General features: G+C 59.7%; 31 protein-coding genes. 16 read left to right on the forward strand and 15 right to left on the reverse strand.

The genetic code is table 11. From position 1 onward, the window contains the following. Positions 1 to 125: 125 nt before the first annotated feature. Positions 126 to 1,010: a LysR family transcriptional regulator gene (locus ACIPL2_RS16400; RefSeq protein WP_059402721.1), complete on the reverse strand. Its 885-nt coding sequence runs from the start codon at positions 1,008 to 1,010 to the stop codon at positions 126 to 128. Positions 1,011 to 1,137: 127 nt separating this feature from the next. On the opposite strand from ACIPL2_RS16400, the gene ACIPL2_RS16405 reads away from it, so the two are divergent. The 8 genes from ACIPL2_RS16405 to ACIPL2_RS16440 all read left to right on the forward strand — a co-directional run bounded on the left by ACIPL2_RS16405 (position 1,138) and on the right by ACIPL2_RS16440 (position 8,791). Then, positions 1,138 to 2,286, forward strand: a complete 1,149-nt coding sequence (locus ACIPL2_RS16405) for a muconate cycloisomerase family protein (protein ID WP_401357909.1) — start codon at positions 1,138 to 1,140, stop codon at positions 2,284 to 2,286. A 10-nt stretch (positions 2,287 to 2,296) separates the two neighbouring features. Continuing rightward, complete coding sequence (gene catC / locus ACIPL2_RS16410) at positions 2,297 to 2,587, forward strand: muconolactone Delta-isomerase (protein ID WP_401357911.1); 291 nt, start codon at positions 2,297 to 2,299, stop codon at positions 2,585 to 2,587. 55 nt (positions 2,588 to 2,642) lie between these two features. Further along, the gene (gene catA / locus ACIPL2_RS16415) at positions 2,643 to 3,572 is read left to right on the forward strand and encodes a catechol 1,2-dioxygenase (protein ID WP_401357913.1); all 930 of its coding nucleotides are present in this window, start codon (positions 2,643 to 2,645) and stop codon (positions 3,570 to 3,572) included. Positions 3,573 to 3,788: 216 nt separating this feature from the next. Beyond that, positions 3,789 to 4,748: an AraC family transcriptional regulator gene (locus ACIPL2_RS16420; protein WP_401357914.1), complete on the forward strand. Its 960-nt coding sequence runs from the start codon at positions 3,789 to 3,791 to the stop codon at positions 4,746 to 4,748. A 241-nt stretch (positions 4,749 to 4,989) separates the two neighbouring features. Beyond that, positions 4,990 to 6,354, forward strand: a complete 1,365-nt coding sequence (gene benA / locus ACIPL2_RS16425) for a benzoate 1,2-dioxygenase large subunit (protein WP_401357916.1) — start codon at positions 4,990 to 4,992, stop codon at positions 6,352 to 6,354. Then, positions 6,351 to 6,839, forward strand: a complete 489-nt coding sequence (gene benB, locus ACIPL2_RS16430; protein WP_059402715.1) for a benzoate 1,2-dioxygenase small subunit — start codon at positions 6,351 to 6,353, stop codon at positions 6,837 to 6,839. Before benA ends, benB begins: the two co-directional genes overlap by 4 nt. A gap of 10 nt (positions 6,840 to 6,849) precedes the next feature. Further along, positions 6,850 to 7,863, forward strand: coding sequence for a benzoate 1,2-dioxygenase electron transfer component BenC (gene benC, locus ACIPL2_RS16435; RefSeq protein ID WP_401357917.1), 1,014 nt, complete (start codon positions 6,850 to 6,852; stop codon positions 7,861 to 7,863). Between the two features lie 154 nt (positions 7,864 to 8,017). Then, positions 8,018 to 8,791: a 1,6-dihydroxycyclohexa-2,4-diene-1-carboxylate dehydrogenase gene (locus ACIPL2_RS16440; RefSeq protein WP_401357919.1), complete on the forward strand. Its 774-nt coding sequence runs from the start codon at positions 8,018 to 8,020 to the stop codon at positions 8,789 to 8,791. A 5-nt stretch (positions 8,792 to 8,796) separates the two neighbouring features. On the opposite strand, the gene ACIPL2_RS16445 is transcribed toward ACIPL2_RS16440, so the two are convergent. After that, on the reverse strand, positions 8,797 to 9,159 hold the full coding sequence (locus ACIPL2_RS16445) for an NUDIX hydrolase (RefSeq protein ID WP_401357921.1): 363 nt from the start codon (positions 9,157 to 9,159) through the stop codon (positions 8,797 to 8,799). A 218-nt stretch (positions 9,160 to 9,377) separates the two neighbouring features. Here ACIPL2_RS16445 and ACIPL2_RS16450 point away from each other — a divergent pair, with 218 nt between their 5' ends. After that, complete coding sequence (locus ACIPL2_RS16450; protein ID WP_401357922.1) at positions 9,378 to 9,569, forward strand: SPOR domain-containing protein; 192 nt, start codon at positions 9,378 to 9,380, stop codon at positions 9,567 to 9,569. A 67-nt stretch (positions 9,570 to 9,636) separates the two neighbouring features. Here ACIPL2_RS16450 and osmE read toward each other — a convergent pair whose 3' ends face one another. Further along, positions 9,637 to 9,987, reverse strand: coding sequence for an osmotically-inducible lipoprotein OsmE (osmE, locus tag ACIPL2_RS16455; RefSeq protein WP_401357924.1), 351 nt, complete (start codon positions 9,985 to 9,987; stop codon positions 9,637 to 9,639). A gap of 13 nt (positions 9,988 to 10,000) precedes the next feature. Further along, positions 10,001 to 10,240, reverse strand: coding sequence for a hypothetical protein (locus ACIPL2_RS16460; RefSeq protein WP_401357926.1), 240 nt, complete (start codon positions 10,238 to 10,240; stop codon positions 10,001 to 10,003). Positions 10,241 to 10,411: 171 nt separating this feature from the next. Between ACIPL2_RS16460 and ACIPL2_RS16465 the strand changes: the two genes are divergently transcribed. Continuing rightward, on the forward strand, positions 10,412 to 10,630 hold the full coding sequence (locus ACIPL2_RS16465; protein ID WP_401357928.1) for a hypothetical protein: 219 nt from the start codon (positions 10,412 to 10,414) through the stop codon (positions 10,628 to 10,630). 57 nt (positions 10,631 to 10,687) lie between these two features. Then, complete coding sequence (locus tag ACIPL2_RS16470; protein WP_401357929.1) at positions 10,688 to 11,023, forward strand: hypothetical protein; 336 nt, start codon at positions 10,688 to 10,690, stop codon at positions 11,021 to 11,023. 3 nt (positions 11,024 to 11,026) lie between these two features. Here ACIPL2_RS16470 and ACIPL2_RS16475 read toward each other — a convergent pair whose 3' ends face one another. Continuing rightward, entirely contained in the window at positions 11,027 to 11,596 is a 570-nt protein-coding gene (locus tag ACIPL2_RS16475) for an RrF2 family transcriptional regulator (protein WP_401357930.1), read from the reverse strand. A gap of 287 nt (positions 11,597 to 11,883) precedes the next feature. Between ACIPL2_RS16475 and ACIPL2_RS16480 the strand changes: the two genes are divergently transcribed. The 4 genes from ACIPL2_RS16480 to ACIPL2_RS16495 all read left to right on the forward strand — a co-directional run bounded on the left by ACIPL2_RS16480 (position 11,884) and on the right by ACIPL2_RS16495 (position 16,485). Beyond that, entirely contained in the window at positions 11,884 to 13,086 is a 1,203-nt protein-coding gene (locus ACIPL2_RS16480; RefSeq protein ID WP_401357932.1) for an NAD(P)/FAD-dependent oxidoreductase, read from the forward strand. A gap of 159 nt (positions 13,087 to 13,245) precedes the next feature. Then, a complete protein-coding gene (locus ACIPL2_RS16485; protein WP_401357933.1) occupies positions 13,246 to 14,535 on the forward strand; it encodes an NAD(P)/FAD-dependent oxidoreductase in 1,290 nt (429 codons plus the stop codon). Positions 14,536 to 14,560: 25 nt separating this feature from the next. Then, the gene (locus ACIPL2_RS16490) at positions 14,561 to 15,115 is read left to right on the forward strand and encodes a helix-turn-helix domain-containing protein (protein WP_401357935.1); all 555 of its coding nucleotides are present in this window, start codon (positions 14,561 to 14,563) and stop codon (positions 15,113 to 15,115) included. Positions 15,116 to 15,138: 23 nt separating this feature from the next. Beyond that, positions 15,139 to 16,485 carry a glutamine synthetase family protein gene (locus tag ACIPL2_RS16495; RefSeq protein ID WP_401357936.1) on the forward strand — a complete coding sequence of 449 codons (1,347 nt, stop codon included), beginning with the start codon at positions 15,139 to 15,141 and terminating at the stop codon, positions 16,483 to 16,485. Positions 16,486 to 16,687: 202 nt separating this feature from the next. Here the strand turns inward: ACIPL2_RS16495 and ACIPL2_RS16500 are convergent, their stop codons facing one another. The 6 genes from ACIPL2_RS16500 to ACIPL2_RS16525 form a co-directional block, all read right to left on the reverse strand. Next, complete coding sequence (locus ACIPL2_RS16500) at positions 16,688 to 16,951, reverse strand: hypothetical protein (RefSeq protein WP_401357938.1); 264 nt, start codon at positions 16,949 to 16,951, stop codon at positions 16,688 to 16,690. Between the two features lie 316 nt (positions 16,952 to 17,267). Continuing rightward, a complete protein-coding gene (locus ACIPL2_RS16505) occupies positions 17,268 to 18,629 on the reverse strand; it encodes a purine-cytosine permease family protein (RefSeq protein ID WP_401357939.1) in 1,362 nt (453 codons plus the stop codon). Positions 18,630 to 18,634: 5 nt separating this feature from the next. Next, positions 18,635 to 19,312: an isochorismatase family cysteine hydrolase gene (locus ACIPL2_RS16510; protein WP_401357940.1), complete on the reverse strand. Its 678-nt coding sequence runs from the start codon at positions 19,310 to 19,312 to the stop codon at positions 18,635 to 18,637. Positions 19,313 to 19,404: 92 nt separating this feature from the next. Continuing rightward, positions 19,405 to 19,557, reverse strand: coding sequence for a hypothetical protein (locus tag ACIPL2_RS16515; RefSeq protein WP_401357941.1), 153 nt, complete (start codon positions 19,555 to 19,557; stop codon positions 19,405 to 19,407). Between the two features lie 65 nt (positions 19,558 to 19,622). Then, positions 19,623 to 20,666: an LLM class flavin-dependent oxidoreductase gene (locus ACIPL2_RS16520; RefSeq protein ID WP_401357943.1), complete on the reverse strand. Its 1,044-nt coding sequence runs from the start codon at positions 20,664 to 20,666 to the stop codon at positions 19,623 to 19,625. 104 nt (positions 20,667 to 20,770) lie between these two features. Continuing rightward, a complete protein-coding gene (locus ACIPL2_RS16525) occupies positions 20,771 to 21,256 on the reverse strand; it encodes a flavin reductase family protein (protein ID WP_056740501.1) in 486 nt (161 codons plus the stop codon). Between the two features lie 325 nt (positions 21,257 to 21,581). Here ACIPL2_RS16525 and ACIPL2_RS16530 point away from each other — a divergent pair, with 325 nt between their 5' ends. Then, positions 21,582 to 22,988: a purine-cytosine permease family protein gene (locus ACIPL2_RS16530; protein ID WP_401357945.1), complete on the forward strand. Its 1,407-nt coding sequence runs from the start codon at positions 21,582 to 21,584 to the stop codon at positions 22,986 to 22,988. Positions 22,989 to 23,075: 87 nt separating this feature from the next. Here the strand turns inward: ACIPL2_RS16530 and ACIPL2_RS16535 are convergent, their stop codons facing one another. From ACIPL2_RS16535 to ACIPL2_RS16550, 4 genes are all read right to left on the reverse strand, one after another. Next, positions 23,076 to 23,300 carry a hypothetical protein gene (locus ACIPL2_RS16535; RefSeq protein WP_401357946.1) on the reverse strand — a complete coding sequence of 75 codons (225 nt, stop codon included), beginning with the start codon at positions 23,298 to 23,300 and terminating at the stop codon, positions 23,076 to 23,078. A 108-nt stretch (positions 23,301 to 23,408) separates the two neighbouring features. Further along, positions 23,409 to 24,143 carry a substrate-binding periplasmic protein gene (locus ACIPL2_RS16540; protein WP_401357947.1) on the reverse strand — a complete coding sequence of 245 codons (735 nt, stop codon included), beginning with the start codon at positions 24,141 to 24,143 and terminating at the stop codon, positions 23,409 to 23,411. A gap of 246 nt (positions 24,144 to 24,389) precedes the next feature. Continuing rightward, the gene (locus ACIPL2_RS16545; protein ID WP_401357948.1) at positions 24,390 to 24,728 is read right to left on the reverse strand and encodes a hypothetical protein; all 339 of its coding nucleotides are present in this window, start codon (positions 24,726 to 24,728) and stop codon (positions 24,390 to 24,392) included. Positions 24,729 to 24,889: 161 nt separating this feature from the next. Next, positions 24,890 to 25,825: an MBL fold metallo-hydrolase gene (locus tag ACIPL2_RS16550; RefSeq protein ID WP_401357949.1), complete on the reverse strand. Its 936-nt coding sequence runs from the start codon at positions 25,823 to 25,825 to the stop codon at positions 24,890 to 24,892. Position 25,826 lies beyond the last annotated feature (1 nt).

A 25,826-nucleotide genomic window follows, 5' to 3' on the forward strand; every position in this document is an offset into this window, starting at 1 on the left:
GTTCGGCTGCGCAGCAGTCGTAAACCCGGTTAACGCGGTCGTCCTGAGTCACCGCAGTGCCTGATTTCACGACTGCTTCGCAGCCGAACGCAGGCTTCGCCAGCTGCTACAGTTCGCGTTGCAATTCAGGTCTGTGGTTGCAGTTCGTCAATCATTCGCAAGCAGTGATTCAACCCCGGCGACACATCGCCCACCCGCCGGCTGAGGATGATCGGCGAGGTGGCGTTGTCTTCCAGCAGCGGGGTGAAGCCAATGTCATCGCGGTGCAGCAGTTGCACCGAAGCCGGCACCAACGTCACGCCGATGCCTGCTCCCACCAGGCCGATGGCAGTTTGCAGTTCGTTGGTCCACTGCGCCACATGGATGCTCACACCATAGGACTCGAACAGCGCGATCACATGGTCGGCGTAGCTGGGGCGCGGGTTGCCGGGATACAGTACGAAAGGTTCCTTCGCCAGTTGACGAAGGCTGATCGGCCCGGCCAACAACGGATGGCCAGCGGGCAGGGCGGCGACCAGCCGGTCTTCGGTGAGAACGGTCTGGATGATCGCCGGGTCATCAATGCGGATTCGACCGAAGCCGATATCGATCCGCCCGGCCTTGAGTGCCTGCACCTGTTGCAACGTGGTCATTTCCGAGAGCCCCAGTTCAAGCTCCAGCGGCTCCCCACTGCGCAAGCGGCGAATCAGTTCCGGCAGCACGCCGTAGAGTGTCGACGGCGCAAAACCGATGCCCAGCCAGGTCTTTTCGCCCAAACCGATCCGCCGCGTGTTGTCGCAGACCTTGTTCAGTTGCTCGAGCAGGGCGGTGGAGTGTTCATGGAAAAAACGCCCGGCGTCGGTCAACTTCAGCGGCCGCCCGCGTTCCAGCAACAACACCCCGAGCTCGTCTTCCAACTGCTGGATCTGCCGGCTCAGCGGCGGCTGGGCGATGTGCAGCAGTTCGGCGGCGCGGGTGAAATTGAGGGTTTGAGCCAACACCTGAAAGTATCGCAGGTGACGCAGTTCCATGGGGCCTCCAGACGTCAAACGGTTGCATACCTTAAAGGTATCAAGTCAGACCAATTCTATATTGGCTTCCGGAAAAAAGCCGTACCAGAATCGGTTCCAGAACTTTAAGAACCTGACGGGTATCGCCATGCTTGCAACAGCCATTGAATCGATCGAGACGATCATCGTCGATCTGCCGACCATCCGCCCGCACAAACTGGCGATGCACACCATGCAGAACCAGACCCTGGTGATCATTCGTGTGCGCTGCGCCGACGGCATCGAAGGCATCGGCGAATCCACCACCATCGGTGGCCTGGCGTACGGCAACGAAAGCCCTGACAGCATCAAGACCAACATCGACCGTCACTTCGCGCCGCTGCTGCTGGGCCAGGACAGCGCCAACGTGAATGCCGCGATGTTGCGCCTGGAACGCAGCATCCGTGGCAACACCTTCGCCAAATCAGGTATCGAAACCGCCTTGCTCGACGCCCAGGGCAAGCGCCTTGGCCTGCCGGTCAGCGAATTGCTCGGCGGCCGCGTTCGCGATGCGTTGCCAGTGGCCTGGACCCTGGCCAGTGGCGACACCGACAAGGACATTGCCGAAGCGGAAAAAATGCTCGACCTGCGCCGCCACCGGATCTTCAAACTGAAAATCGGTGCCGGCGAAGTCAACCGCGACCTGGCCCACGTCATTGCGATCAAAAAAGCCTTGGGCGACCGCGCCAGCGTGCGGGTCGATGTCAATCAGGCCTGGGATGAAGCGGTCGCGCTGCGTGCCTGCCGGATTCTGGGCAGCAACGGCATCGACCTGATCGAACAGCCGATCTCGCGCAACAACCGGGGCGGCATGGTGCGCTTGAATGCCATGAGCCCGGCGCCGATCATGGCCGATGAGTCCATCGAATGCGTGGAAGACGCCTTCAATCTGGCGCGGGACGGCGCGGCGTCAGTGTTCGCTCTGAAGATCGCCAAGAACGGCGGCCCACGCGCCGTGCTGCGTACCGCCGCGATTGCCGAGGCGGCTGGTATCGGCCTGTACGGCGGCACCATGCTCGAAGGTGGAATCGGCACCCTGGCCTCGGCCCATGCCTTTATCACCCTGAACAAACTGGCGTGGGACACCGAGCTGTTCGGCCCGTTGCTGCTGACTGAAGACATTCTCAGCGAGCCGCTGGTCTATCGCGATTTCGAGCTGCACGTGCCGAAAACACCGGGCCTGGGCTTGAGCCTGGATGAAGAACGCCTGGCGTTTTACCGTCGCGACAAGACATCCACTGTCCTTCATCAAGTCTGAGGAGTGCATCATGCTATTCCACGTAAAAATGACCGTGAATCTGCCGGTCGACATGAACCCCGAAGCGGCAGCCCAATTAAAGGCTGACGAGAAAGCCCTGGCCCAGCGCCTGCAAGAGCAAGGCAAGTGGCGTCACCTGTGGCGCATCGCCGGGCACTATGCCAACTACAGCGTCTTCGATGTCGACTGCGTCGAGGAATTGCACAACCTGCTCATGCAATTGCCGTTGTTTCCGTACATGGCCATCGAGATCGACGCGATGTGCCGGCATCCTTCTTCGATTCGCGAGAATGACCACTGAGCCCAGCCTGTTCAGTTCGCTACGCCCATAATTACAAGATGAGGAACCCACCCAAATGAACGTCAAGATTTCCCACACTGCCAGTGCACAGAAATTTCTCGAAGAGGCCAGCGGCCTGCACAACGATGCCGGTAACCCGCGTGCCAAGGCCCTGATCTACCGCATCCTGCGTGATTCGGTCAACATCATCGAAGACCTGGCCGTCACCCCGGAAGAATTCTGGAAAGCCGTCAATTACCTCAACGTGCTGGGCGCACGCCAGGAAGCCGGTCTGTTGGTAGCCGGGCTCGGCCTGGAGCATTACCTGGACCTGCTGATGGACGCCGAAGACGAGCAGGCCGGCAAGGCTGGCGGCACGCCGCGCACCATCGAAGGGCCGCTGTACGTGGCGGGTGCGCCGCTGTCGCAAGGCGAAGCGCGACTCGATGACGGTGTCGATCCGGGCGTGACGCTGTTCATGCAAGGCCGGGTGTTCAACACCGCGGGCGAACCCTTGGCGGGTGCCGTGGTGGACGTCTGGCACGCCAACACCGGCGGCACTTATTCGTACTTCGACACCACGCAATCGGAATTCAACCTGCGTCGGCGCATCGTTACCGATGCCGAAGGCCGCTACCGTTTCCGCAGCATCGTGCCGTCGGGTTATGGCTGCCCGCCGGATGGTCCGACCCAGCAACTGCTCGATCAACTGGGCCGTCACGGTCAACGCCCGGCGCACGTGCACTTCTTCATCTCCGCGCCGGATCATCGTCACCTGACCACCCAGATCAACCTCGATGGCGATCAATACCTGCACGACGATTTCGCCTACGCCACCCGTGACGAGCTGATCGCCAAAATCACCTTCAGCGACGACCAAGCGCGTGCCGCGGCCCATGGTGTGACCGGTCGGTTTGCCGAAATCGAATTCGATTTCACCTTGCAGACCACTGCGCAACCCGATGAACAGCAACGCCACGAGCGGGTGCGCGCACTGGAGGATTGATCACGTCGCCCCCTGTAGGAGCGAGCCTGCTCGCGATGGACGTCAACGATGACGCTGGGTGCCTGATGCCCCGCGGTGTCCTCAAGTCCATCGCGAGCAGGCTCGCTCCTACCGGGTTCATTGACAACCTTCCACAGGTCGGTCCACTGACACACCGCTATAGGGACTGACCTAGAATGGCCCGATACAACCGATAACAACAACGAGAGTGACCCGATGATGCAAGCGCAACTGTTGAGTCAGCGCAGCAGAGTATTCGACCAGGCCGACCCCTACGCGGTGTCGGGCTACGTCAATCAGCACGTCGGCAATCATTGCATTCTGATGCCCCGGACCGGCCGTCCGCTGGCCAGTCTCGATCATCGCAAGTTCGCCAGTCTCGACCTGTGCCGCATCAGCTACGGTGCCAGCGTGCGGGTCACCTCGGGTGCACTGGAAAGTATCTATCACCTGCAAGTGCTGCTGCGCGGCAACTGCCTGTGGCGTGGCCACGGTCAGGAACATTACTTCGCCCCAGGCGAGCTGTTGTTGATCAATCCCGACGATCCGGTGGACCTGACCTACTCGGACGACTGCGAAAAATTCATCCTGAAAATCCCCACGCCGTTGCTGACGTCCGTGTGCGACGAGCAGCGCTGGCGGTATCCGGGGCAGGGCGTACGGTTTCTGGAGAACCGTTATCAGCTCGACGAGCTGGAAGGGTTTGTCGGCCTGCTGGCGATGATTTGCCAGGAAGCCGAAGCCACCGAGCAGATACCCAAGGTGCAGGAGCATTACACGCAGATCATCGTCAGCAAGATGCTCAGCCTGATGAAGACCAATGTCAGCCGCATCAGTCTGGGCTCGCAGACCGCCACGTTCGAGGTGATTGCCGATTACATCGCGCGCAACCTCAAGCAGGACATCGACAGCGAAGAACTGGCGCGCCAGGCGCGGATGAGCTTGCGCTCGCTGTACGGCTTGTTCGAACGCAACGCTGGTGCTTCGCCGCAAAACTACATCCGGCAGAAACGCCTCGAACGCATCAACGCCTGCCTGAGCGACCCCACCTGCAACGTGCGCAACGTCACCGAAGTGGCGATGGATTACGGCTTCCTGCACCTGGGACGGTTCTCCGACTGCTACCGCAAACAGTTTGGCGAACTGCCCTCGGACACCCTCAAACGCCGCCATTGAACCACCCAACCACCGCCCCCGCCCTCGTAGGAGCTGTCGAGAGAAACGAGGCTGCGATCTCTTGATCTTGCTTTGAAAAAAACAACATCAAAAGATCGCAGCCTCGTTTCTCTCGACAGCTCCTACAGGGGGGGGTGGGTTTTGCAGTAAACGGATACAGGTCTGCACCCCGCGGATAGTCCGTCGCTTCCCCCCGTCCTAGCATGGCCCTGCCTGAATAAAAACAATGGAGGCGGCGGCCATGTCCCTGCGACCCGAATACCTTCACTCCCTGCTCGAAGATGACAAAGAGCAGGGCATCTATCGCTGCAAGCGCGAGATGTTCACCGATCCGCGGTTGTTCGACCTGGAGATGAAACACATCTTCGAAGGCAACTGGCTGTACCTGGCGCACGAAAGCCAGATCCCCAACGTCAACGATTTCTACACCACCACCATGGGGCGCCAGTCGATCTTCATCGCGCGCAACAAGGACGGTGTGCTCAACGCCTTTCTCAACGCCTGCAGCCATCGCGGCGCGACGCTGTGCCGGCACAAATCCGGCAACAAAAGCTCCTACACCTGCCCGTTCCACGGCTGGACGTTCAACAACTCCGGCAAGCTGCTCAAAGTCAAAGACCCGGCGGCGGCCGGCTACCCGGCGAGCTTCAACTGCGAAGGCTCCCACGACCTGACCAAAGTTGCGCGGTTCGAATCCTATCGCGGCTTCCTGTTCGGCAGCCTGAAGGCCGATGTGGTGCCGTTGGTCGAGCACCTCGGCGAGTCGGCCAAGATCATCGACATGATCGTCGACCAGTCCGCCGATGGCCTGGAAGTGCTGCGCGGTTCCTCCAGCTACATCTACGAAGGCAACTGGAAGCTCACCGCCGAAAACGGCGCCGATGGTTACCACGTCAGCTCGGTGCACTGGAACTACGCCGCCACCCAGAACCAGCGCAAGCAGCGCGAGGCCGGCGACAGCAACCCGACCATGAGCGCCGGCAGCTGGGCCAAGCAGGGCGGCGGTTTCTATTCGTTCGACAAGGGCCACATGCTGCTCTGGACCCGTTGGGCCAACCCGCAAGACCGTCCGCTGTATGAGCGTCGCGATGAGCTGGCGCAAGACTTCGGCCGTGCCCGCGCCGACTGGATGATCGAGAACTCGCGCAACCTGTGTCTGTACCCGAACGTGTACCTGATGGATCAGTTCAGTTCGCAGATTCGCATCGCCCGGCCGATCTCGGTCAACCGCACGGAAATCACCATTTACTGCATCGCCCCCAAAGGCGAAAGCGACCACGCCCGTTCGAGCCGGATTCGTCAGTACGAGGATTTCTTCAACGTCAGCGGCATGGCGACCCCGGACGACCTGGAAGAATTCCGCTCCTGCCAGACCAGCTACGAAGGCAGCGTGACCGCGTGGAACGACATGTCCCGTGGCGCCGAGCACTGGGTCGAAGGCGCCGACGAGGCGGCCAAGGAAATCGACCTGCATCCGCTGCTCAGCGGCGTGCGCACCGAAGACGAAGGGTTGTTCGTGCTGCAACACAAGTACTGGCAGCAAACGATGCTCAAGGCGTTGGCCGCTGAACAGCCCGAACTGATTGCAGTGGAGGCCGTGCAATGACCATCACCTATGACGCCGTACGCGATTTTCTCTACCGCGAAGCGCGCTACCTCGACGACAAGCAATGGGACGACTGGCTGGAGCTGTACGCGCCGGACGCCACGTACTGGATGCCGTCCTGGGACGACAACGACGAGTTGACCGAAGACCCGCAGCGGGAAATCTCGCTGATCTGGTACGGCAACCGCACCGGCCTGGAAGATCGCATCTTCCGGATCAAGACCGAACGCTCCAGCGCGAGCATTCCGGACACCCGCACCTCGCACAACATCAGCAATATCGAGCTGCTCGAACAGGCCGACGGGTTGTGCAAGGTGCGCTTCAACTGGCACACCCTGAGCTTTCGCTACAAGACCGTCGACAGCTATTTCGGCAGCAGTTTCTACACCCTCGATGTGCGCGGTGAAAACCCGCTGATCAAGGCCAAGAAAGTGATCCTGAAGAACGACTACGTTCGCCAGGTCATCGATGTTTACCACTTGTGAGGCAGCCGTCATGACTCATTCGATCGCGTTCAATTTTGAAGACGGCGTTACCCGGTTCATCGACGCCAACGCCGGCGAAACCGTGGCCGATGCCGCGTACCGCCAAGGCATCAATATTCCGCTGGACTGCCGCGACGGCGCCTGCGGCACCTGCAAGTGTTTCGCCGAGGCCGGCACTTACGACCTGGGCGAGGAGTACATCGAAGATGCGCTCAGCGCGGAAGAAGCCGAGCAAGGGTTTGTCCTGACCTGCCAGATGCGCGCCAAGAGTGATTGCGTGGTCCGCGTGCCAACGTCTTCGGAGGTTTGCCGCACCCGTCAGGCCAGCTACGACGCGACCATCAGCGCCGTGCGCCAGTTGTCCGACAGCACCATTGCGCTGTCGATCAAGGGCGAAGCGCTTAGCACATTGGCGTTCTTGCCGGGGCAATATGTGAACCTCGGGATTCCCGGCAGCGAGCAGACGCGTGCTTATTCGTTCAGTTCGTTGCAGCGCGATGGTGAAGTGAGTTTCCTGATTCGCAACGTGCCCGGCGGCTTGATGAGCAGTTTCCTCACGGGCATGGCCAAGGCTGGCGACAGCATGAACCTGGCGGGGCCGCTGGGCAGTTTCTACCTGCGCGATATACGTCGTCCGTTGCTGCTGCTGGCGGGCGGCACGGGGCTGGCACCGTTCACGGCGATGCTCGAAAAAATCGCCGAGCAGGGCAGTGCGCATCCGCTGCATTTGATCTACGGCGTGACCAACGATTTCGACCTGGTGGAAATCGATCGACTGGAAGCACTAGCCGCTCGAATTCCCAACTTCAGTTTCAGTGCCTGCGTGGCCAACCCGGACAGCCAGCACCCGCTCAAGGGTTACGTGACCCAGCACATCGAGCCGCAGCATTTGAACGAGGGCGACGTCGATGTCTACCTGTGCGGCCCGCCGCCGATGGTCGAAGCGGTCAGCCAGTTCATCCGCGAACAAGGCATCGCCCCGGCGAATTTCTACTACGAAAAATTTGCCGCCAGCGCGGCTTGAATCGCGCTTCCCCTGTAGGAGCGAGCTCGCTCGCGATGAGCGTCAACGATCACGCGTGCCGTCTGAATAGACGCGGTGTTCTGAAGATAATCGCGAGCAGGCTCGCTCCCACAGGACCGTGTTTCGCCTGGTAATCATCCGTCACGAGGTTGCTATGAACAGATTCAAAGACAAAGTCGCGCTGATCACCGGCGCTGCCCAAGGCATTGGTCGGCGGGTGGCCGAACGCATGGCGGCGGAAGGCGCGCAGTTGATCCTGGTCGACCGCTCCGAGTTGGTGTTCGAGGTGCAAAAGGAGTTGTCGGCGGTGAGCCAGGTGCTCGCCCTGACCGCCGATCTTGAGCAGTACAACGAATGCAGTCGCGTGATGCAAACCGCCGTCGAGCGTTTTGATCGCCTGGATGTGCTGGTCAACAACGTTGGCGGGACCATCTGGGCCAAACCGTTCGAACACTACGAAGCCGAGCAGATCGAAGCCGAGGTCCGTCGTTCGCTGTTCCCCACGCTGTGGTGCTGCCATGCCGCGCTGCCCTTCATGCTGGAGCAGGGGCGTGGCGCCATCGTCAACGTTTCGTCGATTGCCACGCGCAGCGTCAATCGCGTGCCGTACGGCGCCGCGAAGGGCGGGGTGAATGCGTTGACCGCGTGCCTGGCCTTTGAAACCGCAGGGCGTGGCGTGCGGGTCAATGCCACTGCGCCCGGTGGCACGGAAGCGCCGCCACGGGTCATTCCGCGCAACAGCGCCGAGCAAAGCGCGCAGGAGAAGGTCTGGTATCAGCAGATTGTCGACCAGACACTCGACAGCAGTTTGATGAAGCGCTACGGGACGCTGGATGAGCAGGCGAGCGCGATTCTGTTTCTGGCCAGCGACGAAGCGTCCTACATCACCGGCATGATCATGCCTGTCGGTGGCGGCGATCAGGGCTGAACCGCCTACAAGCGACGCCGAAACGCGTTCACGATCCGGAGCGTGGCGTCGCTGGGATTCAGATTGTGCACCGCATCCAGCGGATGCCAGACGCAATCGAAGATTTCATTCAACGGCCGCGCCTGATCCAGGTTCACCACCGACGCCTCGTAAACGTGGTGCAGCGTGTTGCCTGACTGCAGTTCCATGAGGTACAGCAACCCGTCGACCCAAAGCCCGGTTTCTTCGCGAAGCTCCCGAATGGCGGCGTCAGCAATGGTTTCGCCGCGCTCGACCTTTCCGCCGGGCAGCGTCCAGCGACACCTGGCCTTGCGCACCAGGAGAATATGCCGGTCGTGCTCGCAAATAACGGTGGCGCGTACTTTCATGTGTTACCTGATTGGCGTTTGTCACGGTATTGTCATAAAACTGCAATATTCAGGCCGGGCTGTTTTTAACGCTATTTGGGTAGTTGGAGGGGTAATAAGGGCTGAAAGTGCTATCGAATGCCAAAATCCTGTCGCGACGTCTGGTCGGCACCTGGGTGACGGGTGGGTGTAAGGTAGGCACGTCGATACTGGATATCACTGCCGAAATGGAGGTGACTATGAGCGTTCCGATGCTGAACAAGATGCACATGAACGGCTATGACGTACTCAGCGTGAACAACGGCCCGTGGCGGGTTTGCACCAAAGGTGACCGGCTGGGCGCTTTTCGCAGCAAAGAGGAAGCACTGGCCTACGCGGCATCGTTGCCGGCCTACAGAGCCAGGACAAGTGAACCGTCACGCAGTCAGTAATGGCTGAGCGCGCTTATTAGCCTCAGTATTTCCGGGGCTTTTTTGTGCCTGGAATATCATCTGCCGATCAATAACCTCCGCCGCCGGTGCGTGAAGGCTCCCTGGCCCGTCGCTGTACGGCGCTCCATTCCGCGCACGTCATGAAGCTTGTGTGGTCGACCTGGCCGCGGCCATCGAAGCTGACGTTGAAGGGCTTTTGCTGGCCGGCCTGAGTCAGCTTGTAGTCAAAGCACGTGCCCGGTTCAACGGTGCGGTCCGTGATGGACAGAGGCTGGCCGCCGATCTGCTGGACTTGGTCCTTGCTCATGCCGTTCTCGACTTTCGCGACCAACGGCTGGTTTCGATAGACACTTGAGTCGGTGCTGCAGCCACCCGACGCTGTCAGTACAACGATCAGCGCGCACAGAGGCTTGTTCATGGCAGCGCTCCCGCTAGTTTGCTTTGTTTCGGGTGATGGCCTTGGCTTTCACTTCCTCGGCATAACCCTTCAGCCGATCTTCATCGCCCTGGAATAAATCGCACAGTTTCAGCGCCGCTTGCGCATCCACCTCATTACCCGCCTGGCGCAGTTGCTCCGCGATGCGCAATAGCTCCACCGCCGACCATCTCAAATCCGACGCCACGCTTTGCAGGTCGCGCCGAAGTTCGTTTTCGAATTCGTTAAGCCACATGATGACCTCCTGCCAATCTCTGCTACAAAATAGTAGTCCCATTTCGCTGGAGGGGCCGTGATGTTCGTCTGATCCACCGGTAGTGCCTTTGGTCGGGAAGATGAGCGGGCACGCACAGATTTGCTGTCGTAGTGAAGTAGTGAATTTTCGCTAGGGCGAGGCAACTTCAAAATGACCAATACCGATGACTTCAGGTTTCACGCGCATGAGCTGATCGTTGATCTGGACGCGGCGACCACGGAAATGATGAAACTGATTTCCGCACATCAGTTGAACGGTCCGGAATGGGAGCGGGTGACGCAATGGCAGCATGAAGCCTACGAACGATGGATGACGTATTTGAACGCACGCTCCTATCCGGATCCCGGCGACGTTAATGCGCAGAGTTGAGATGGATGTCTGGGCGGCGACGCGCTACATTTTGCGTTTTTGGGATAAGGAAGCGTCATGCGGATGTTGATCGGGGGCGTAATGCTCGCGTTATTGGCGGGTTGTTCGTTGCCCACTTCGCTGGTACCAGGTGAGCCCAATGTCAGCAAGTACAGCGAGAAGCCGCCTAAAGAGTATGCCGCGTGCGTGCTGCCGGCGTGGCAGCAGCAAATCCCCAAAACGGCGCAAACGGCGATTTCCAACGGCTACAGAATCACGGCACCCAGCGTCATCACGGCCGACGAAATTGTCGATATCGTGAAGTCGAAGGACGGCAGCCGGGTATCGCTTTATCAGGGGCCGCCCTGGGCGAAATCCGGCGCAATGCGCAAGGCCGTGCGTGACTGCTTGTAAGCACTAGCCGGAAATATCTGCCACCTGGATGAGCGGGGCGTCACTGGCCTGCTCGCTGGTACTGCCTTTCTTTTCCCGACGCTCGCTTATCCAGTTGTCCACCTGGCCGCCGAACTCCGCCGGGGCTTTTCGCCCGACCTTGCGGGCGAGGTCAAGAATGGTCTGCTGGGCGAGGGCGTCTTCCATGCGCTTTTGTGCGGTCATCATCGCGGCGTGGACTGCGCAGGGACCGGCCAGCGCCCAGTCCGGCGGCGTACCTTCAAACAATGCGCACCGCCCGCGAATCTCTCGGCAATCGAAGATGAGCTTCTGGCCATCGATGGCATTGACGATATCCAGCAGGGTGATTTCGTCAGAAGGCCTGGCCAGCTTGAACCCGCCCCGCACGCCTTCAGTGGCCACCACCAATTTTGCCTTGGCCAGTTTGGTGAAGATTTTCGCCAGATAGTCCAGAGGCACGCCTTGCAACTCTGCGAGGTCGCGCACGCTCGCCTCACGGGTGTCGCCGCCATTACCCACCAGAAAAAGCAGGCAGTGAATGCCGTACTCAACGCCCGCGCTATAAAGAGACATATCGATCTCCGACAAATGTAGTCGCAAATGTTAGCAGCAGGCGTTGGGCTAAGCAACGCGCCAGGTTCACCTGCTTATTCTTTCTGCTTCGTTGCTATCCGCGTGAGTAGCAGGTTTATCAATTCTCTTCGGACCCATCGAAAGGTCCGATGGTCACCCTCATAAAAAAATTGTTGCGTGTTTTAACTGGGATCAATAGAGTCGCAGTTGTCCGGTCGGCAACGGTAAGTCCCTGCGACCGATGAGCGGCCTTCAACAAATTCATTTGGTCTTTCCTGGAGTTGAAAATGAAGCAACACATCCTGGTAATCGGCGCCGGTTTTGGTGGCATGTGGACGGCTTTGAGCGCGACGCGCCTGTTCGACATTCATGCTCACAACGACGTCGAAGTGACTGTGCTGGCGCCTCAGGCCGAGCTGCGCGTGCGTCCACGCTTTTACGAACCGAATGCGCATCAACTGGCCGCACCGATCGGCGAGCTGTTCGATGCGGTAGGTGTGAAATTCATCAAAGGTGCTGCCGAGACCATCGACGTGCAGCAAAAACGTGTCGGTTACATCGATGCCTCTGGCAACCCACAGGTGTGCAGCTACGACAAACTCGTTCTGGCCACCGGCAGCCGCCTGGCGCTGCCGAACACTCCGGGCGTGGCCGAACATGCCTTCGACGTTGATCAGATCGAGCAGGCCGTGCGCCTGGAAAACCACCTCAAGTCGTTGGTCAACCTGCCAGAAAGCAACAGCCGTAACACGGTCGTGGTGGCCGGTGGTGGCTTCACCGGGATTGAAACGGCGACTGAAATGCCTGCGCGTCTGCGGGCCATCCTCGGTGATCGCACCGACATTGAAGTGATCATCGTTGACCGTGGTGAGAAGGTTGGCGGCTCCATGGGCGCCGAGATCGCCGAGTCGATCGCTGAAGCCAGTATCGCAACGGGCGTGAAATGGCGCTTGAAATCGTCGGTCGTCGCCGTCGATGAAAACGGCGTGACCCTGGCCGACGGTCAGCGCATCGATGCCAAAACGGTGGTCTGGACTACCGGTGTACGCGCCAGCTCGCTGACCGAGCAGATTCCCGCCGAGCGCGATCACCTGGGGCGTCTGCACGTCGACGCGCACCTCAAAGTCATTGGTCAGGAAGACATCTTCGCCACCGGCGACGTTGCTTACGCGGCCTCCGATGACATCGGCAACTTTGCCCTGATGACCTGCCAACACGCCATCTCGCTGGGGCGTCACGCCGGTAACAACGTTGCCGCGCAGATTCTCGGCGTCGATCCAACACCCTACAGCCAGCCCAAGTACGTGACGTGCCTGGACTTGGGCGCGTGGGGCGCGGTCTACACCGAGGGTTGGGACCGCCAGGTCAAGTTGGTCAAAGAGGAAGCCAAAGCGCTGAAGACTCAAATCAACACCCAGTGGATCTACCCGCCAGCGGCTGACCGTGTCACTGCGCTGGCTGCCGCGGATCCGATGATTCCGGTCGCCTAAGACGTCGGCAGCGTTGCTTCAATAGCGTTGTCTGATGGACAAAAATCCCGCCCAGGTCGCCTTGGACGGGATTTTTTTTGCGCCGCGAACGGTTGCAGTTGTGAAATTTACCGTGTAGTTTTTCATGAAATTATAAGTATAAAATTTCACGAGGCCTGCATGTTTCAACAGTCGACCCACCACGTTGCCAGCTATTACGCCCATACCTGCGCGGATCGCCTGCTCGATCGAACGGCTCTGGAAGGCGAGCAGGGCACCGAGGTGGTGATCATCGGCGCCGGTTTCAGTGGCTTGCATACCGCGTTGCGCCTGGCCTTGGCCGGCAAGCGCGTGACGTTGCTGGAAGCCAGTCGGGTGGCTTGGGCGGCCTCGGGGCGCAATGGCGGCCAGGCCATTCTCGGCTGGTCGTGCGACATGCCGCCGTTGGAAGCGGCGCTGGGTTATGAGCGCGCACGGCGGTTGTGGGACAGCATGTGCTGGGCGGCCCGGGAACTGCGCGACTTGCCGGGGCGCCATGGTTTCGACTGTGACTATCGACCCGGCCACCTGTGGACGTCGGTGATGCCGCGACGGGTGAGTCTGCTGACCGAGTGGCAACACGAGGCCAGTCACAAGTGGGGTCACGATGGTTTGCAGTTCATTGCGCGTGAGCAGTTGCCGGAATGGGTCGCCAGTGAACGTTATCAGGCCGGGCTGTTTGATCCTGAAGGCGGGCACCTGAATCCGCTGAAACTGGCACTCGGTCTGGCCGCTGCGATTGAACGTGCCGGCGGACGCATCCATGAACAAAGCAAGGCGCTGAGCTATCACGAAGAGGGTGGTCAGTACGTTGTCACTACCGAACGCGGGCGTATTCGGGCAGATGTGCTGGTGCTGGCGTGCAACGCCTACCTCGATCGACTCGACCCGCGGCTCTCGAGTTGCGTGTTGCCGGTTGGCACCTATCAAGTCGCCACCGTGCCGCTCTCGCCGGAACAGGCGAGCGCGCTGATACCGAGCAATGTGTGCGTCACCGACAACCAGTTTGTCCTCGATTATTTCCGTCGCACACCGGATAACCGGCTGTTGTTCGGCGGAGGTTGTACCTACCTGGGCGGCATGCCCAAGGACATTGCCGCCGCGACTCGGCCTTATCTGGAGCGCGTGTTTCCCCAGCTTAAAGGCGTCGAACTGGCGTTTGCCTGGGGCGGGCATATTGATCTCACGCTCAAGCGCACCCCTGATATCGGTCGCCGTGGCGATCTCTATTGGCTACAGGGTTACTCCGGGCACGGCGTGCTGCCGACATTGGCCGGGGCCCGTGCGGTGTCCGACGCGATACTCGGTCAGCCGGATGAGCTGGCGTTGTACCAAGGTTTGATCAACAACAGTTTCCCCGGCGGCAAATACATGGCGGCCCCGCTGGAAGCCATCGGCAAGGCCTGGTATCGCTTACGCGATAGCCTTTGAAGCATCAATTGGCGGAAGAACCCAGATGGACATGCAAGAAGAAATCTCGGCGCTGGCGATCCTGATCCAGGACCTGCGCAAACACAAAAAATACACGCTCAAGGAGCTGGCGGACAAAATCGGTCGCTCCGTCGGTTTTCTCTCGCAAGTCGAGCGCGGTCTGTCACGACCGACGGTGGCGGACCTGACGGCCATCAGCGAAACCCTGGGCGTGCCGACCACCTATTTCTACAGTTTGCCCAAACCCATGGCGTTGCCCTGGGTGACCCGCCCGGACGAACGACGCACCCTGTATTACGCCGACGGGATTACCGACATCCTCGTCTCGCCGAAGATGCGGGCGTCCTTTTCGATGCTTGAAAGCCGACTGGAGCCCGGCGCCAGCAGTGGTGACCGGCACATGAATGACAGCTCGGAGCAGGGCGGCTATGTCCTGGAGGGAGAGCTGACACTGTGGCTCGATGACGACAAACCGGTGACCTTGCGCACCGGTGACAGTTTTCAGCTGGCCAGTCACACCCATTGCCGCTACGGCAACCTCTCGGATCAGTTCACCCGGGTGCTCTGGGTTTACACCTGATAAAAACAACAAGGAACACCACGATGGAAGCTGTCTGCTCTGATCTGTTGGCCGAGGTTCGCGCGTTTCGTCAGCGCTACCCCGATGTGCGCTACGTCGATTTGATTGCCCTGGACATCCCCGGGCATTTCTACGGCAAGCGCTACCCGATAGACATGCTCGAAAAGGTCGCCGCCGGCAGCGTGCTCAAGCTGCCGCAAAACTGTGTGCTGCTGGGGACTCAAGGCGGGCTGTTCAAAATTGGTGACTACTGTTTTAACGACGGCGATCCGGATGCAGTTCGTCGCCTGGTTCCCGGTACGCTCAAACCGGTCGGCTGGGAAAAACAACCGTTGGGGCAGATGCTGATTACGTCGGACGGCACCGAAAAACCGATCGTCTTCGAACCGCGCGAGGTGCTGGCCCAAGTGCTGGAACGACTCGGTCGCAAAGGAATTTTCCCGGTGGTCGCCTTCGAGCTGGAGTTCTATCTGTTTGATAGCCAGTTGCGTGACGGCTTGCCGCAGTTCCCGCGCGATCAGTTGACGGGCGATGCGGATGATCAGCCGAACATGCACATCGAACGGCTGTCGAGATTTTCCCCGGTGCTTGATGAAATGGTCGAGACTGCGCGGGCGCAAGGCATCGATGCCACGGTGATCACCGCCGAGCTGGGCCCTGGCCAGTTCGAGATCAATTTCGGTCATCTCGATGACGGCCTGCGTGCCGCTGACTGGGCGGCCCTGTTTTGCCGCAGCACGCGGGGCGTGGCCCTCAAGCACCACCACCGGGCCAGTTTCATGGCCAAGCCGTACTTGCAGCACCCGGGCAGTGGCATGCATGTGCATGTGAGCCTTTACGACGAGGCGGGGAACAATTTGCTGGCGGCTAACGGGCAGCAAGCGCTGCGTCATGCGGTGGCCGGTTGCCTGGAAGTGTTGCCGCACTGCATGCCGATTTTTGCACCGAATCACAACGCAATGCGCCGTTTGAGTGGCACGGTGAACGTCGCGACGCGCGCCAGTTGGGGCTTTGAGGACCGTGATGCCTGCTTGCGGGTGCCTGATTCGGACGCGAATAACCTGCGCATCGAACATCGCCTGGCGGGCGCCGATGCCAACCCGTATCTGGTGCTGGCGGCCATTCTGGTGGGATTGGAACAAGGCTTGGAAGTCGGCCGTGAACCGATTGCGTCACTCAACGAAGATCGTGGCAGCGGTATCGATTTTCCGTTGGAAATGTTGGAAGCCGTGCAGTCGATGCAAAGCCATGCGCCGTTGCGCGAGGGCTTGGGCGCGGAGTTTGTCGATGTGTACTGCGAGAACAAGCGTCAGGACCATTTGGCCTTCATGCACGACATTAGCGCGCGAGAATATCGCTGGTTCCTGTAGAGGCAACCTTAAAAATAGTGTGGATATTTAATAGGTTAGAAGCATTAGTAACTGGATGGTGAATCAAAATATCTTGTTACACAGCGAAATATTCCGTAATATCCGCCCCGCGTTCACCACCACGGTTTATGCATTTTTAAGTCCCAGGCGTCCATCAGCTGCCTGGGATTTTTTTTGCCTGAAATTCAGTACGTGCACACTGTCAGTGGACCGCCGAGGATCTCGGCACAGGCACGCGCTCGAATTTGGACACCGCTTTGATCCAGTAGCGGCGATAAGCCGTCTTGTCCGGGGCCACCGGCTTCTGGCTCGACCAGACGTGTTCGGCTTTCAGGCTGGCGCGGTACGCCTCCCACTCCTTCTCCTCGGCTGCTTCCTTCGCTTGGCGTTCGTCATCGAAATAGCCCAGGACGTAAACTTCGCCCTGATCCATGCCATGTTCGATCAATAGATAGATATCTTTCATCAGCTTTAGCCCGCTGCTAGTCCATTCCAGTGTCCCCAGACGATGGGGCATTGTCCTGACTATCGGCAAGCATTTTCGAATATTGAGTTTTATCGATGAATGGCGCGCACACCGATCTGCTTTTGATTTCGTAGGAGCGAGGCTTGCCCGCGAAGGCAGCCAGACAGCCAACCCATCTCTCGCAGGTGCACACAGCCCAAATGTGGGAGCGGGCTTGCTCGCGAAGGTCGTCAACGATGACGCGTTTCAACAGGATAAACGCGGTGTCTATGAGTCCTTCGCGAGCAAGCTCGGCTCCTACAGGGGACGGTGGTTTTTAGGTGTTGCGTATGTAGCCCATCCCGCCCCAAATTTTCTTCATCAATCCGTAGTAGCTCAGCGCAGGCACCAGCAGCCCGACGATCCAGGCCAGGTCCACGCCATCCAGCGCGGTGGCCACCGGGCCGACGTACAGCGTGGTGTTCATGAACGGAATTTCCAGGGCAATCGCCAGCACGAAACTGCCGCAGGCGATCCAGTTGATGCGCCCGTACATCCCGTTCAGGTCGAAGATGTCGTCGATCCGGTACTGACCTTTGCGCAAGCAGTAGTAATCCACCAGATTGATCGCCGTCCAGGGGATCAGGAAGTAGCTCATGAAGAAGATGAAGTTAAGGAAAAAGTTGATGAAGTCATCCTGACTGACGGTGCACAACGCAGTGGCCACCAGGCTGATCACCAGCATGAACAGGCCGCGTACCCGAGGCGTTACCTTGAGTCGGGCAAAGGGTTCGATCACGGTGATGGTCGACATGAAAGCGCCGTACAGGTTGAAGACATTGATCGACACCTGCCCATAAACGATGAAGGCGAACAGCAGCAGCGCACCGCCACCAAACAACCCGGCAACGTGGCTGCCGACGTTGCTGGAAAAGTCGCCGATACCGACGCTGAGGATCGCCCCGAGAATCATCATCCACGCACCGCCGCTGACCGTGCCGGCGTAGCTGTACCAGAACACCTGGGCGGTCGGCGTGCTGCTTGGCAGGTAGCGCGAATAGTCGGCCACATACGGCGCATAGGACAGTTGCCAGGTGACGGCAATGCTCACGGCCACCAGAAACTTCGACAACGAGAAACCCGTCGGCAGCCAGTGTTCGGCCGGGATCGGCAGCTGCAAGGCAAGCACCGTTGCGACGATGAACACCAGCAGCGACAGCAGCGAGAGTAACTTCTGCAGCCGATGGATCAGGCGATAGCCATACAGCGCGACGACGAAGCACAACGCCCCGATCAGGTAGATGTTGCCGGTGGCTGGCAGCGGGCTGACCGACGCCAGCGCCTGGGCGGCGAGCAAAGTATTGCTGACGAAAAAGCCGAGGTAGATGAGCATCACGAACAGCAGCGGCAACACCGCCCCGAGCACACCGAACTGGGCCCGGCTCTGGATCATCTGCGGGATGCCGAGTTTCGGCCCCTGGGCTGAATGGGAAGCCATGAAAATCGCCCCCAGCAGCGAGCCGAGAATGATCGCCAACGCGCTCCAGAACAGGTTGAGCCCCATGACCACCGGCAGCACGCCGGAAGCGATGGTGGTGATGTTCATGTTGGCGCCAAACCAGATGAAAAACAGCGAGCCGGGTTGGCCGTGGCGTTCATCTTCAGGAATGAAATCAATGCTTCTTTTTTCGACGTGCATGGCGATCACTCCTGAATCCGGGCGAGGTGGGCGTGCAAACGGGCGATGGTGTTTTCGAACTCAGGGGGCTGATGGGCGAAAGCGTCCGGTCGCTCGGAGGTCAGGCTCAAATAGTCGCGGCTTTCCAGGGCGCGCAGGCATTGGGCGCACGTGAGGATTTCCAGGGAATAGACCCAGTTGGCCATGATCAACAGCGCCGAGTAATGCCCCGCCAGGGTGGTCGTGGTGCAGGCGTCGCTGACCAGGCGAATGTGATAACCCAGGGCGAAGGCGTCGAACACCGTGCTGAGCACGCAGACATCGGTCAACACACCGCTGATGATCAGGGTGTCGATTTCAAGCGTCTTCAGCCGGGCATCGAGGTCGGTGCGGTGGAAGGCGCTGTAGCGGCCCTTGTCGATCACCCAATCATCGGGTTTTGGCGTCAGGCACTCGATGATTTCCACGTGCCAGGTGCCGGCGCGATAGCTGCTCGGGCCGCCGTCGTCCGCTCGCGGTTCACCGCGTGGCAAGTCACTGCCATCGGCCTGATTGATGTGGCGGGTAAAGATGACAGGGACCTGCTGACGGCGGGCGGAGTCGAGCAGGGCGGCGGTATGGGTGACCACCGTGTCGAAGTTTTCCAGGACGAAACCGTCCTCTTGCTGCATGTCGATGATCAACAGCGCGTTGTTATTGTTCATTGGGCAAACCTGATCATGAGCCGAAGCACAATGCACCGCACACGCCCCGTGATGACGGGACCTGAGGTGCGTGGAGTTCTGTTCGGGTGGGCTCAGTGAACTATTTGCCAGAAGCCGTTCTGCTTGGCGGAAACGCTGGCGCGCAGGCGCTTGAAATGAAGGTGCGAAGCGCTCCATTCGCCGCGCAGGTAAGCCTGCTCGGCGCCGGAGGAAAGGGCGAGTGATGGGCGGCGATCGTTCAGCATGGGAATCGACCCTACACGTCAGTCAGGCCCCCAGGCTTAGCGTCCGGGGGGGCAGGGTGGTGGACTCAGCGGAACGCTGGCACCACGTGTTTGATAAACAGCTCCAGGGATTTTTTCTTCTCCGCGTGGGGCAGGCTGTTATCGCACCAGAAGCTGAATTCGTCGACCCCCAGTTCCTGGTAATACTTGATGCGCGGAATGATTTCTGCCGGGGTGCCGATCATAGCAGTGCGGTGCAGACTTTCCAGTTCGAACTCCGGGCGAGCGGCGAATTTCTCTTCCGGGCTCGGCGCCAGGAAACCGTTGACCGGCACTTCCTTGTTGCCGAACCAGGCGTCGAAGGTGCGGTAGAAACGCGAGATCGCCTTGGCCCCGACTTTCCAGCCTTCCGGGTCATCGACCGCATGGACGTGAGTGTGGCGCAGCACCATCAATTGTGGACGCGGTACGTCGGGATTGTTGTCCAGCGCGGCCTGGAATTTGTTCTTCAGGTCGAGGACTTCTTCGTCGCCCTTCATCAGCGGTGTGACCATGACGTTGCAGCCGTTGGCCACGGCGAAGTTGTGCGAGTCCGGGTCGCGGGCGGCGATCCACATCGGCGGGTTGGGCTTCTGAATCGGCTTGGGCACGCTGGTGGAGGTGGGGAATTTCCAGATATCGCCGTCGTGGGCGTAGTCGCCTTGCCACAGCGCGCGAACCACCGGAACCATCTCACGCAGCGCCTGGCCGCCAGACGAGGCCGGCATGCCGCCGGCCATGCGATCGAATTCGACCTGATAGGCGCCACGCGCCAGGCCGACTTCCATGCGGCCGTTACTGATTACGTCGAGCAACGCGCATTCGCCGGCCACCCGCAACGGGTGCCAGAACGGCGCAATGATGGTGCCGGCGCCGAGGTGAATGGTGGTGGTCTTGGCCGCGAGGTAAGCCAGCAGCGGCATCGGGCTCGGCGAGATGGTGTATTCCATGGCGTGGTGCTCGCCGATCCAGACCGTGCTGAAACCACCGGCCTCGGCCATCAGGGTCAGTTCGGTCAAGTCTTCGAACAGCTGACGGTGGCTGACGCTTTCGTCCCAACGTTCCATGTGCACGAACAGGGAAAACTTCATGACGCTTACCTCGGATCTTTGTTGTTGGCCGGTCGATCGGGAGTCGGCTGGCTATTTATTGGAGTGTCGACATTAAGGATGTACGCAAATTGAGTATTGTCGAATCAGGCGAGAACGGGCAGGGCGCCCATCTTGCCGTGGCAATACACCAGTGGCCCGGCGTTCTGTTGGGGCACGATCAGGTTCTTCACGGCGCCGACCATGATGGCGTGGTCGCCGCCTTCATATTCGCGCCACAGTTCGCATTCGATCACCGCGGTGGCATTGGCCAGAATCGGGTTGCCCAGTTCGCTCAAGGTCCATTCGATGCCTTGGGCCTTGTCTTTGCCTTTACGGGCGAACGCATAGGCTTCGCTCTGCTGGCCGCCGGACAGGACGTGAATGGCAAAGCGTTTGTTTTTGATCAGCACCGGGTAGGAATCGGAACTGTAGTTGGGGCAGAACAGCACCAGGGCCGGGTCCATGGACAGCGAGCTGAAGGCGCTGGCAGTCAGGCCGACGATTTGGCCGTCGTCATCCAGCGTGGTGATCACGGTCACACCGGACGGAAACGAACCCATCACTTGTTTGTAGATGGCGGCATCGATCATGGGATGGTCCTCTGGCGATGTAACGTGAATTCTTATGGGTTTGTAGGTCTGATGGTATACCGTAATACATAGTTTGCAAGGGCTTTTTCTGTGAACCGATAAACGCGCATTCTTTATCTTAAAGCCAATGTTTACGGGGCTTATAGCGAGGAGTGGCCTGCTTTTAGGCGGCAGAATTGCGGATCAGCGGGGTGATTAAAGACCGGATCAGTCTTGTGAAAATGTTGGAATACCATAATATGGCTCGCATCTGAGCGGGTGCCATCGAGTACCCCCGGTTTGGCTTCGTACAACTATAAGATCAGACAAACTAGAGTTCACGCACATGTCCGAGATGTCCCGGCAAGACCCCCTGATCGAGAATCACACGGTCGACTACGTCCCCCTCGCAGAGCGCCACGGGAAGGCCCGCGATCTTTTCACCTTATGGTTCAGCACCAACATTGCGCCACTGCCCATCGTCACCGGGGCCATGGTGGTCCAGGTGTTTCATCTCGACCTGTTCTGGGGCTTGCTGGCGATTGCGCTCGGGCACATGGTCGGCGGTCTGGTGATTGCCCTCGCGTCGGCGCAAGGCCCGCGCATGGGGATTCCGCAGATGGTGCAGAGCCGCGGCCAGTTCGGCCGTTACGGTGCGCTGCTGATCGTGTTTTTCGCGGCGATCATCTACATCGGTTTTTTCATCTCCAACATCGTGCTCGCGGGCAAGTCGATTGTCGGCATCGCGCCTTCGGTTCCGGTGCCGGCGAGCATCCTCATCGGCGCGCTCAGCGCGACGGCGATCGGGGTGATCGGGTACCGCTTCATCCATACGCTCAACCGGATTGGCACCTGGGTCATGGGCAGCGCCTTGCTCGCTGGCTTCCTTTACATCTTTGCCCATGACCTGCCGGCGGACTTCTTCAGCCGTGGCGGTTTCAATCTGTCGGGCTGGTTGGCGACGGTGTCGCTGGGCATCATCTGGCAGATCAGCTTTTCGCCGTATGTGTCGGATTATTCGCGTTACCTGCCAGCGGATATCGGCATCGCGCGGCCATTTTTCGCCACGTACCTGGGCGCGACGCTGGGCACCATTCTGTCATTTACGTTCGGCGCGGTAGCGGTGTTGGCCACCCCGGAAGGCACCGAGGCAATGGCCGCGGTGAAGCAGTCCACCGGTTGGCTGGGGCCTATTCTGATGGTGCTGTTTTTGCTCAACATCATCAGCCACAACGCCTTGAATCTGTACGGCGCGGTGCTGTCGATCATCACTTCGATCCAGACCTTCGCCAGCCAGTGGACGCCGAGCATCAAGGTGCGCGTGGTGTTGTCGAGTGTGGTGCTGGCGGGCTGCTGTGTGGTGGCGCTGGGCGCGTCGGCGGATTTCATCTCGCAGTTCATCGGCTTGATTCTGGCGTTGTTGCTGGTCCTGGTGCCATGGGCGTCGATCAACCTGATTGATTTCTACCTGATCAAGCGCGGCAGCTACGACATTGCCTCGATTTTCCGTGCGGACGGCGGGATTTACGGGCGTTTCAACCTGCATGCGATTGTTGCGTATTTTATCGGGATTATCGTGCAGCTGCCGTTCGCCAATACCTCGTTGTATGTCGGGCCGTATGCGAATCTGGTGGAGGGCGCCGACCTGTCGTGGCTGGTGGGATTGGTGGTGACGTGCCCGCTCTACTATTGCCTGGCGACACGTGGGCAGGCGCAGGAAAACCGGGCAGTCAGGCTGGGTTACACCGACTAAGTCCTGCCTCAGCTTCACAAACAAGAACCCCCCGGATAGACAGGATCAACCCGGGGGTTCTTGTTGACAGTGGCACAAAGCCGTTAATCAATAGCGCTGATACTTCGAACCAAACTCAGGACGGTTTTCAGCGACGTACAGTTTGCTTGCCTGGCTGTCTTTTTGATCAACGCCGACGGTGTTGACGTTCAGCGTGGCCGGTTGGCTGACTTTCACGGCTGCGACGACTTGCGAGGTGGCGTGGGGTGCGGCAATGGCCGATGTAGCGCCAAGAACCGACAGGGCGAAACCAAGACCGATGATGCTTTTCATGATGATGCTCCAGAAGAGTGGGGAGAAGATGTGGCCACTCTAGGGCTGGCGCGTCGCAATGAAAAAGCACCCTTGCGCATAGTTGTTATCGAGCGCGTTGATCCACCGTCAGCGCGGCGTGTTGTCGCTTAGCCAGCGCTGCTTGAGTTGTTCCAGGCGGCCGTCACGGCTCATCTCGTCCAGCGCCTGCTGCCAACGCGCCACCTGGCGCGCATCGGTTTGCGGGGAAAACGCGATGTACGTGCCTTGCTTCATCAGCGGCATTTGATAGTGCAACTGGCTGGGCGCCAACCCTTCTTCGCGCGCCAGGGTGGCGATGGAAAGGGTGTCGGCCACCACGAATTCGGTACGACCGAGACGCGCCAGACGCATCATTTGCTCGGGCGTTTCCACGCCGTAGACATTGTTCAAACCCTGCTGCTGGAAGTAACCATAGGCCAGCCATTTGCGCGGGACGGCGATACGGCCCAGGCTCGCGGCTTGCTGCAAACTGCTGACGGGTTGCTGGGCGTTGTCAGCGGAATAGAGCGCGGTTTCCACGTCCATCAGCGGCCCGACCCACTGGTACTGGGCCTCGCGCTCGGGCGTGCGCATCACGGTGAACACCCCGGTCGCAGGCTCTGTCGTGGCGATGTGCAAGGCGCGCAGCAACGGGACTTGTTGCAGATGCACCTGGTCGCCGGCGCGTTCGGCCAGCGCGTGCACCACATCTACGCCAAACCCCACCAACTCGCCGCCTTGCTGAAAATGCAGGGGCGGATGAATGTCGGTGAGCATGTTCAGATCGGCGGCGACCGCAGGGAATGTCAGGAAGAACAACAGGCAACCGACAAAGCGCTTCATGAATCGTCCTTGATGAAATGAAGCGCAAATCTTAGTACGAGCGCGCTGCACCTGTCCCGAGAAATTGTCGGACTATTGCGTCAGATCTCAGGACTGCCGGTGATCACCCAGCCTACACATAACCAAATGTGGGAGCGGGCTTGCTCGCGAAGGCGGTTGATCATTCAACATTGATGTCGTCTGACACTCAGCCTTCGCGAGCAAGCCCGCTCCCACATTCGATCGTTGGTGGGTTGTAAATCTTGATCAGTAGCGCTGATATTTCGAGCCGAACTCGGCGCGGTTTTCGGCAACGATCACACCGCCGTGTACGGCGTTGCTCGAGCTGGTCAGGGCGACACGTTCGCGCAGTTCCTGCAGACGGTCGGCACCGCCCTCGGCAACGCGGTTCTCGATCAGGCGGTCGGAACCGCCTTCGGCCACACGTTCACGCAGCTCTTGCAGGCGATCGGCACCGCCTTCCACCAGCAGCTGCTGGACCGGGCTGTGGGATTCAGTGCTGGCCGAGGCCAGGTTCGACAGGCCAAGACCGCCTACCAGTGCCAGACCGAGTGCCAGGGATGAGACTTTCGAGAAGTTGAACATGGGTGATTCTCCGTGCGCTTTAGTTTGAGTGAGTCAGTAGCTGCTGCTATCTGGTGTTCACAGTTAAACGCTCGGGTGTATCGCTGATGTGTGCGTGAATGCCGCGAAATCGAGGGTTGCGTATCTGTCGCGGGTTCTTATACAGACCGATACAAAACCGTTTACGGCCGGACGCGCAAGCCATCCTCGGCGAACTGCACCGGCCCTTGATAGCTGCGGCGGATCGATTGCACTACGGCGTCACGGGACTCATCGATATCTCGGGACAGATGGCTGAGCAACAGGCTCGACACGTCGGCGGCGGCGCTGATGTTGCCGATATCGCCCGGCGCGGTGTGCAACGCGTAAAGCGCTGGCGGCGAGTCGGGCGGATCCAGCACGGCGGCATTGAACACCAGCAAATCCGAGCCCTTGGCGATGCGCGTCAATGCGGCGTGGCCGTGAGCGTCGATGTCACCGCTGAAAGTGATGCTTTTGCCTTTGTAGTCGACGCGATAGATCACGGCCGGGGCGTCGCGGTGATGGCCGGCCACCGCAGTGATCTGCAGGCCGTCCTCGCTGAGAATGGTGTTGGCGGTCGTGGCGTTATCGATGTCAGTGGTGTTGAACGCCACGGTCCCGGCGAAATCCTGCAAATAGCTGAAGGCGCCGTCCTTGCCGAACATCAGGTCGATGTAATGGCGTGTGGAAGGGAAGGGCTGTGCGCCACCGGGGCCGAAGACCTGGAAGTAGATAGCGGAACGTGACGCCACGGCCCGCGCCTTGACGATGCCCGGCAGTTCCGCCACGTGATCGACATGCAAGTGCGTCAGCAAAACGATGTCCAGGTGGCGAATATCGAGCTTCGCTTCACCCAGTCGCACGAACGTCCCCGGTCCGGCATCCAACAGAATGCGCGGTGTGCCGTCGAGCAGCACCACGTAGCCGGCGCCGGCCCGGCCGCCAGCGCCCGGCCCGCCCGAGCCGAGCACGAGTAATTCGAGCGGTGCCACGCCCGGTTCCGCCGCCCGGGCTCTGCTGGCATCAATACTGACGCAGAGCACTGCCGCCAGTAAAAGCCCCACGGAAAACCGCAGCAGATCGGGCAGGGAAATCATC

The organism is Pseudomonas sp. NPDC086251 (genome assembly GCF_044746405.1).
Lineage (GTDB): Bacteria > Pseudomonadota > Gammaproteobacteria > Pseudomonadales > Pseudomonadaceae > Aquipseudomonas.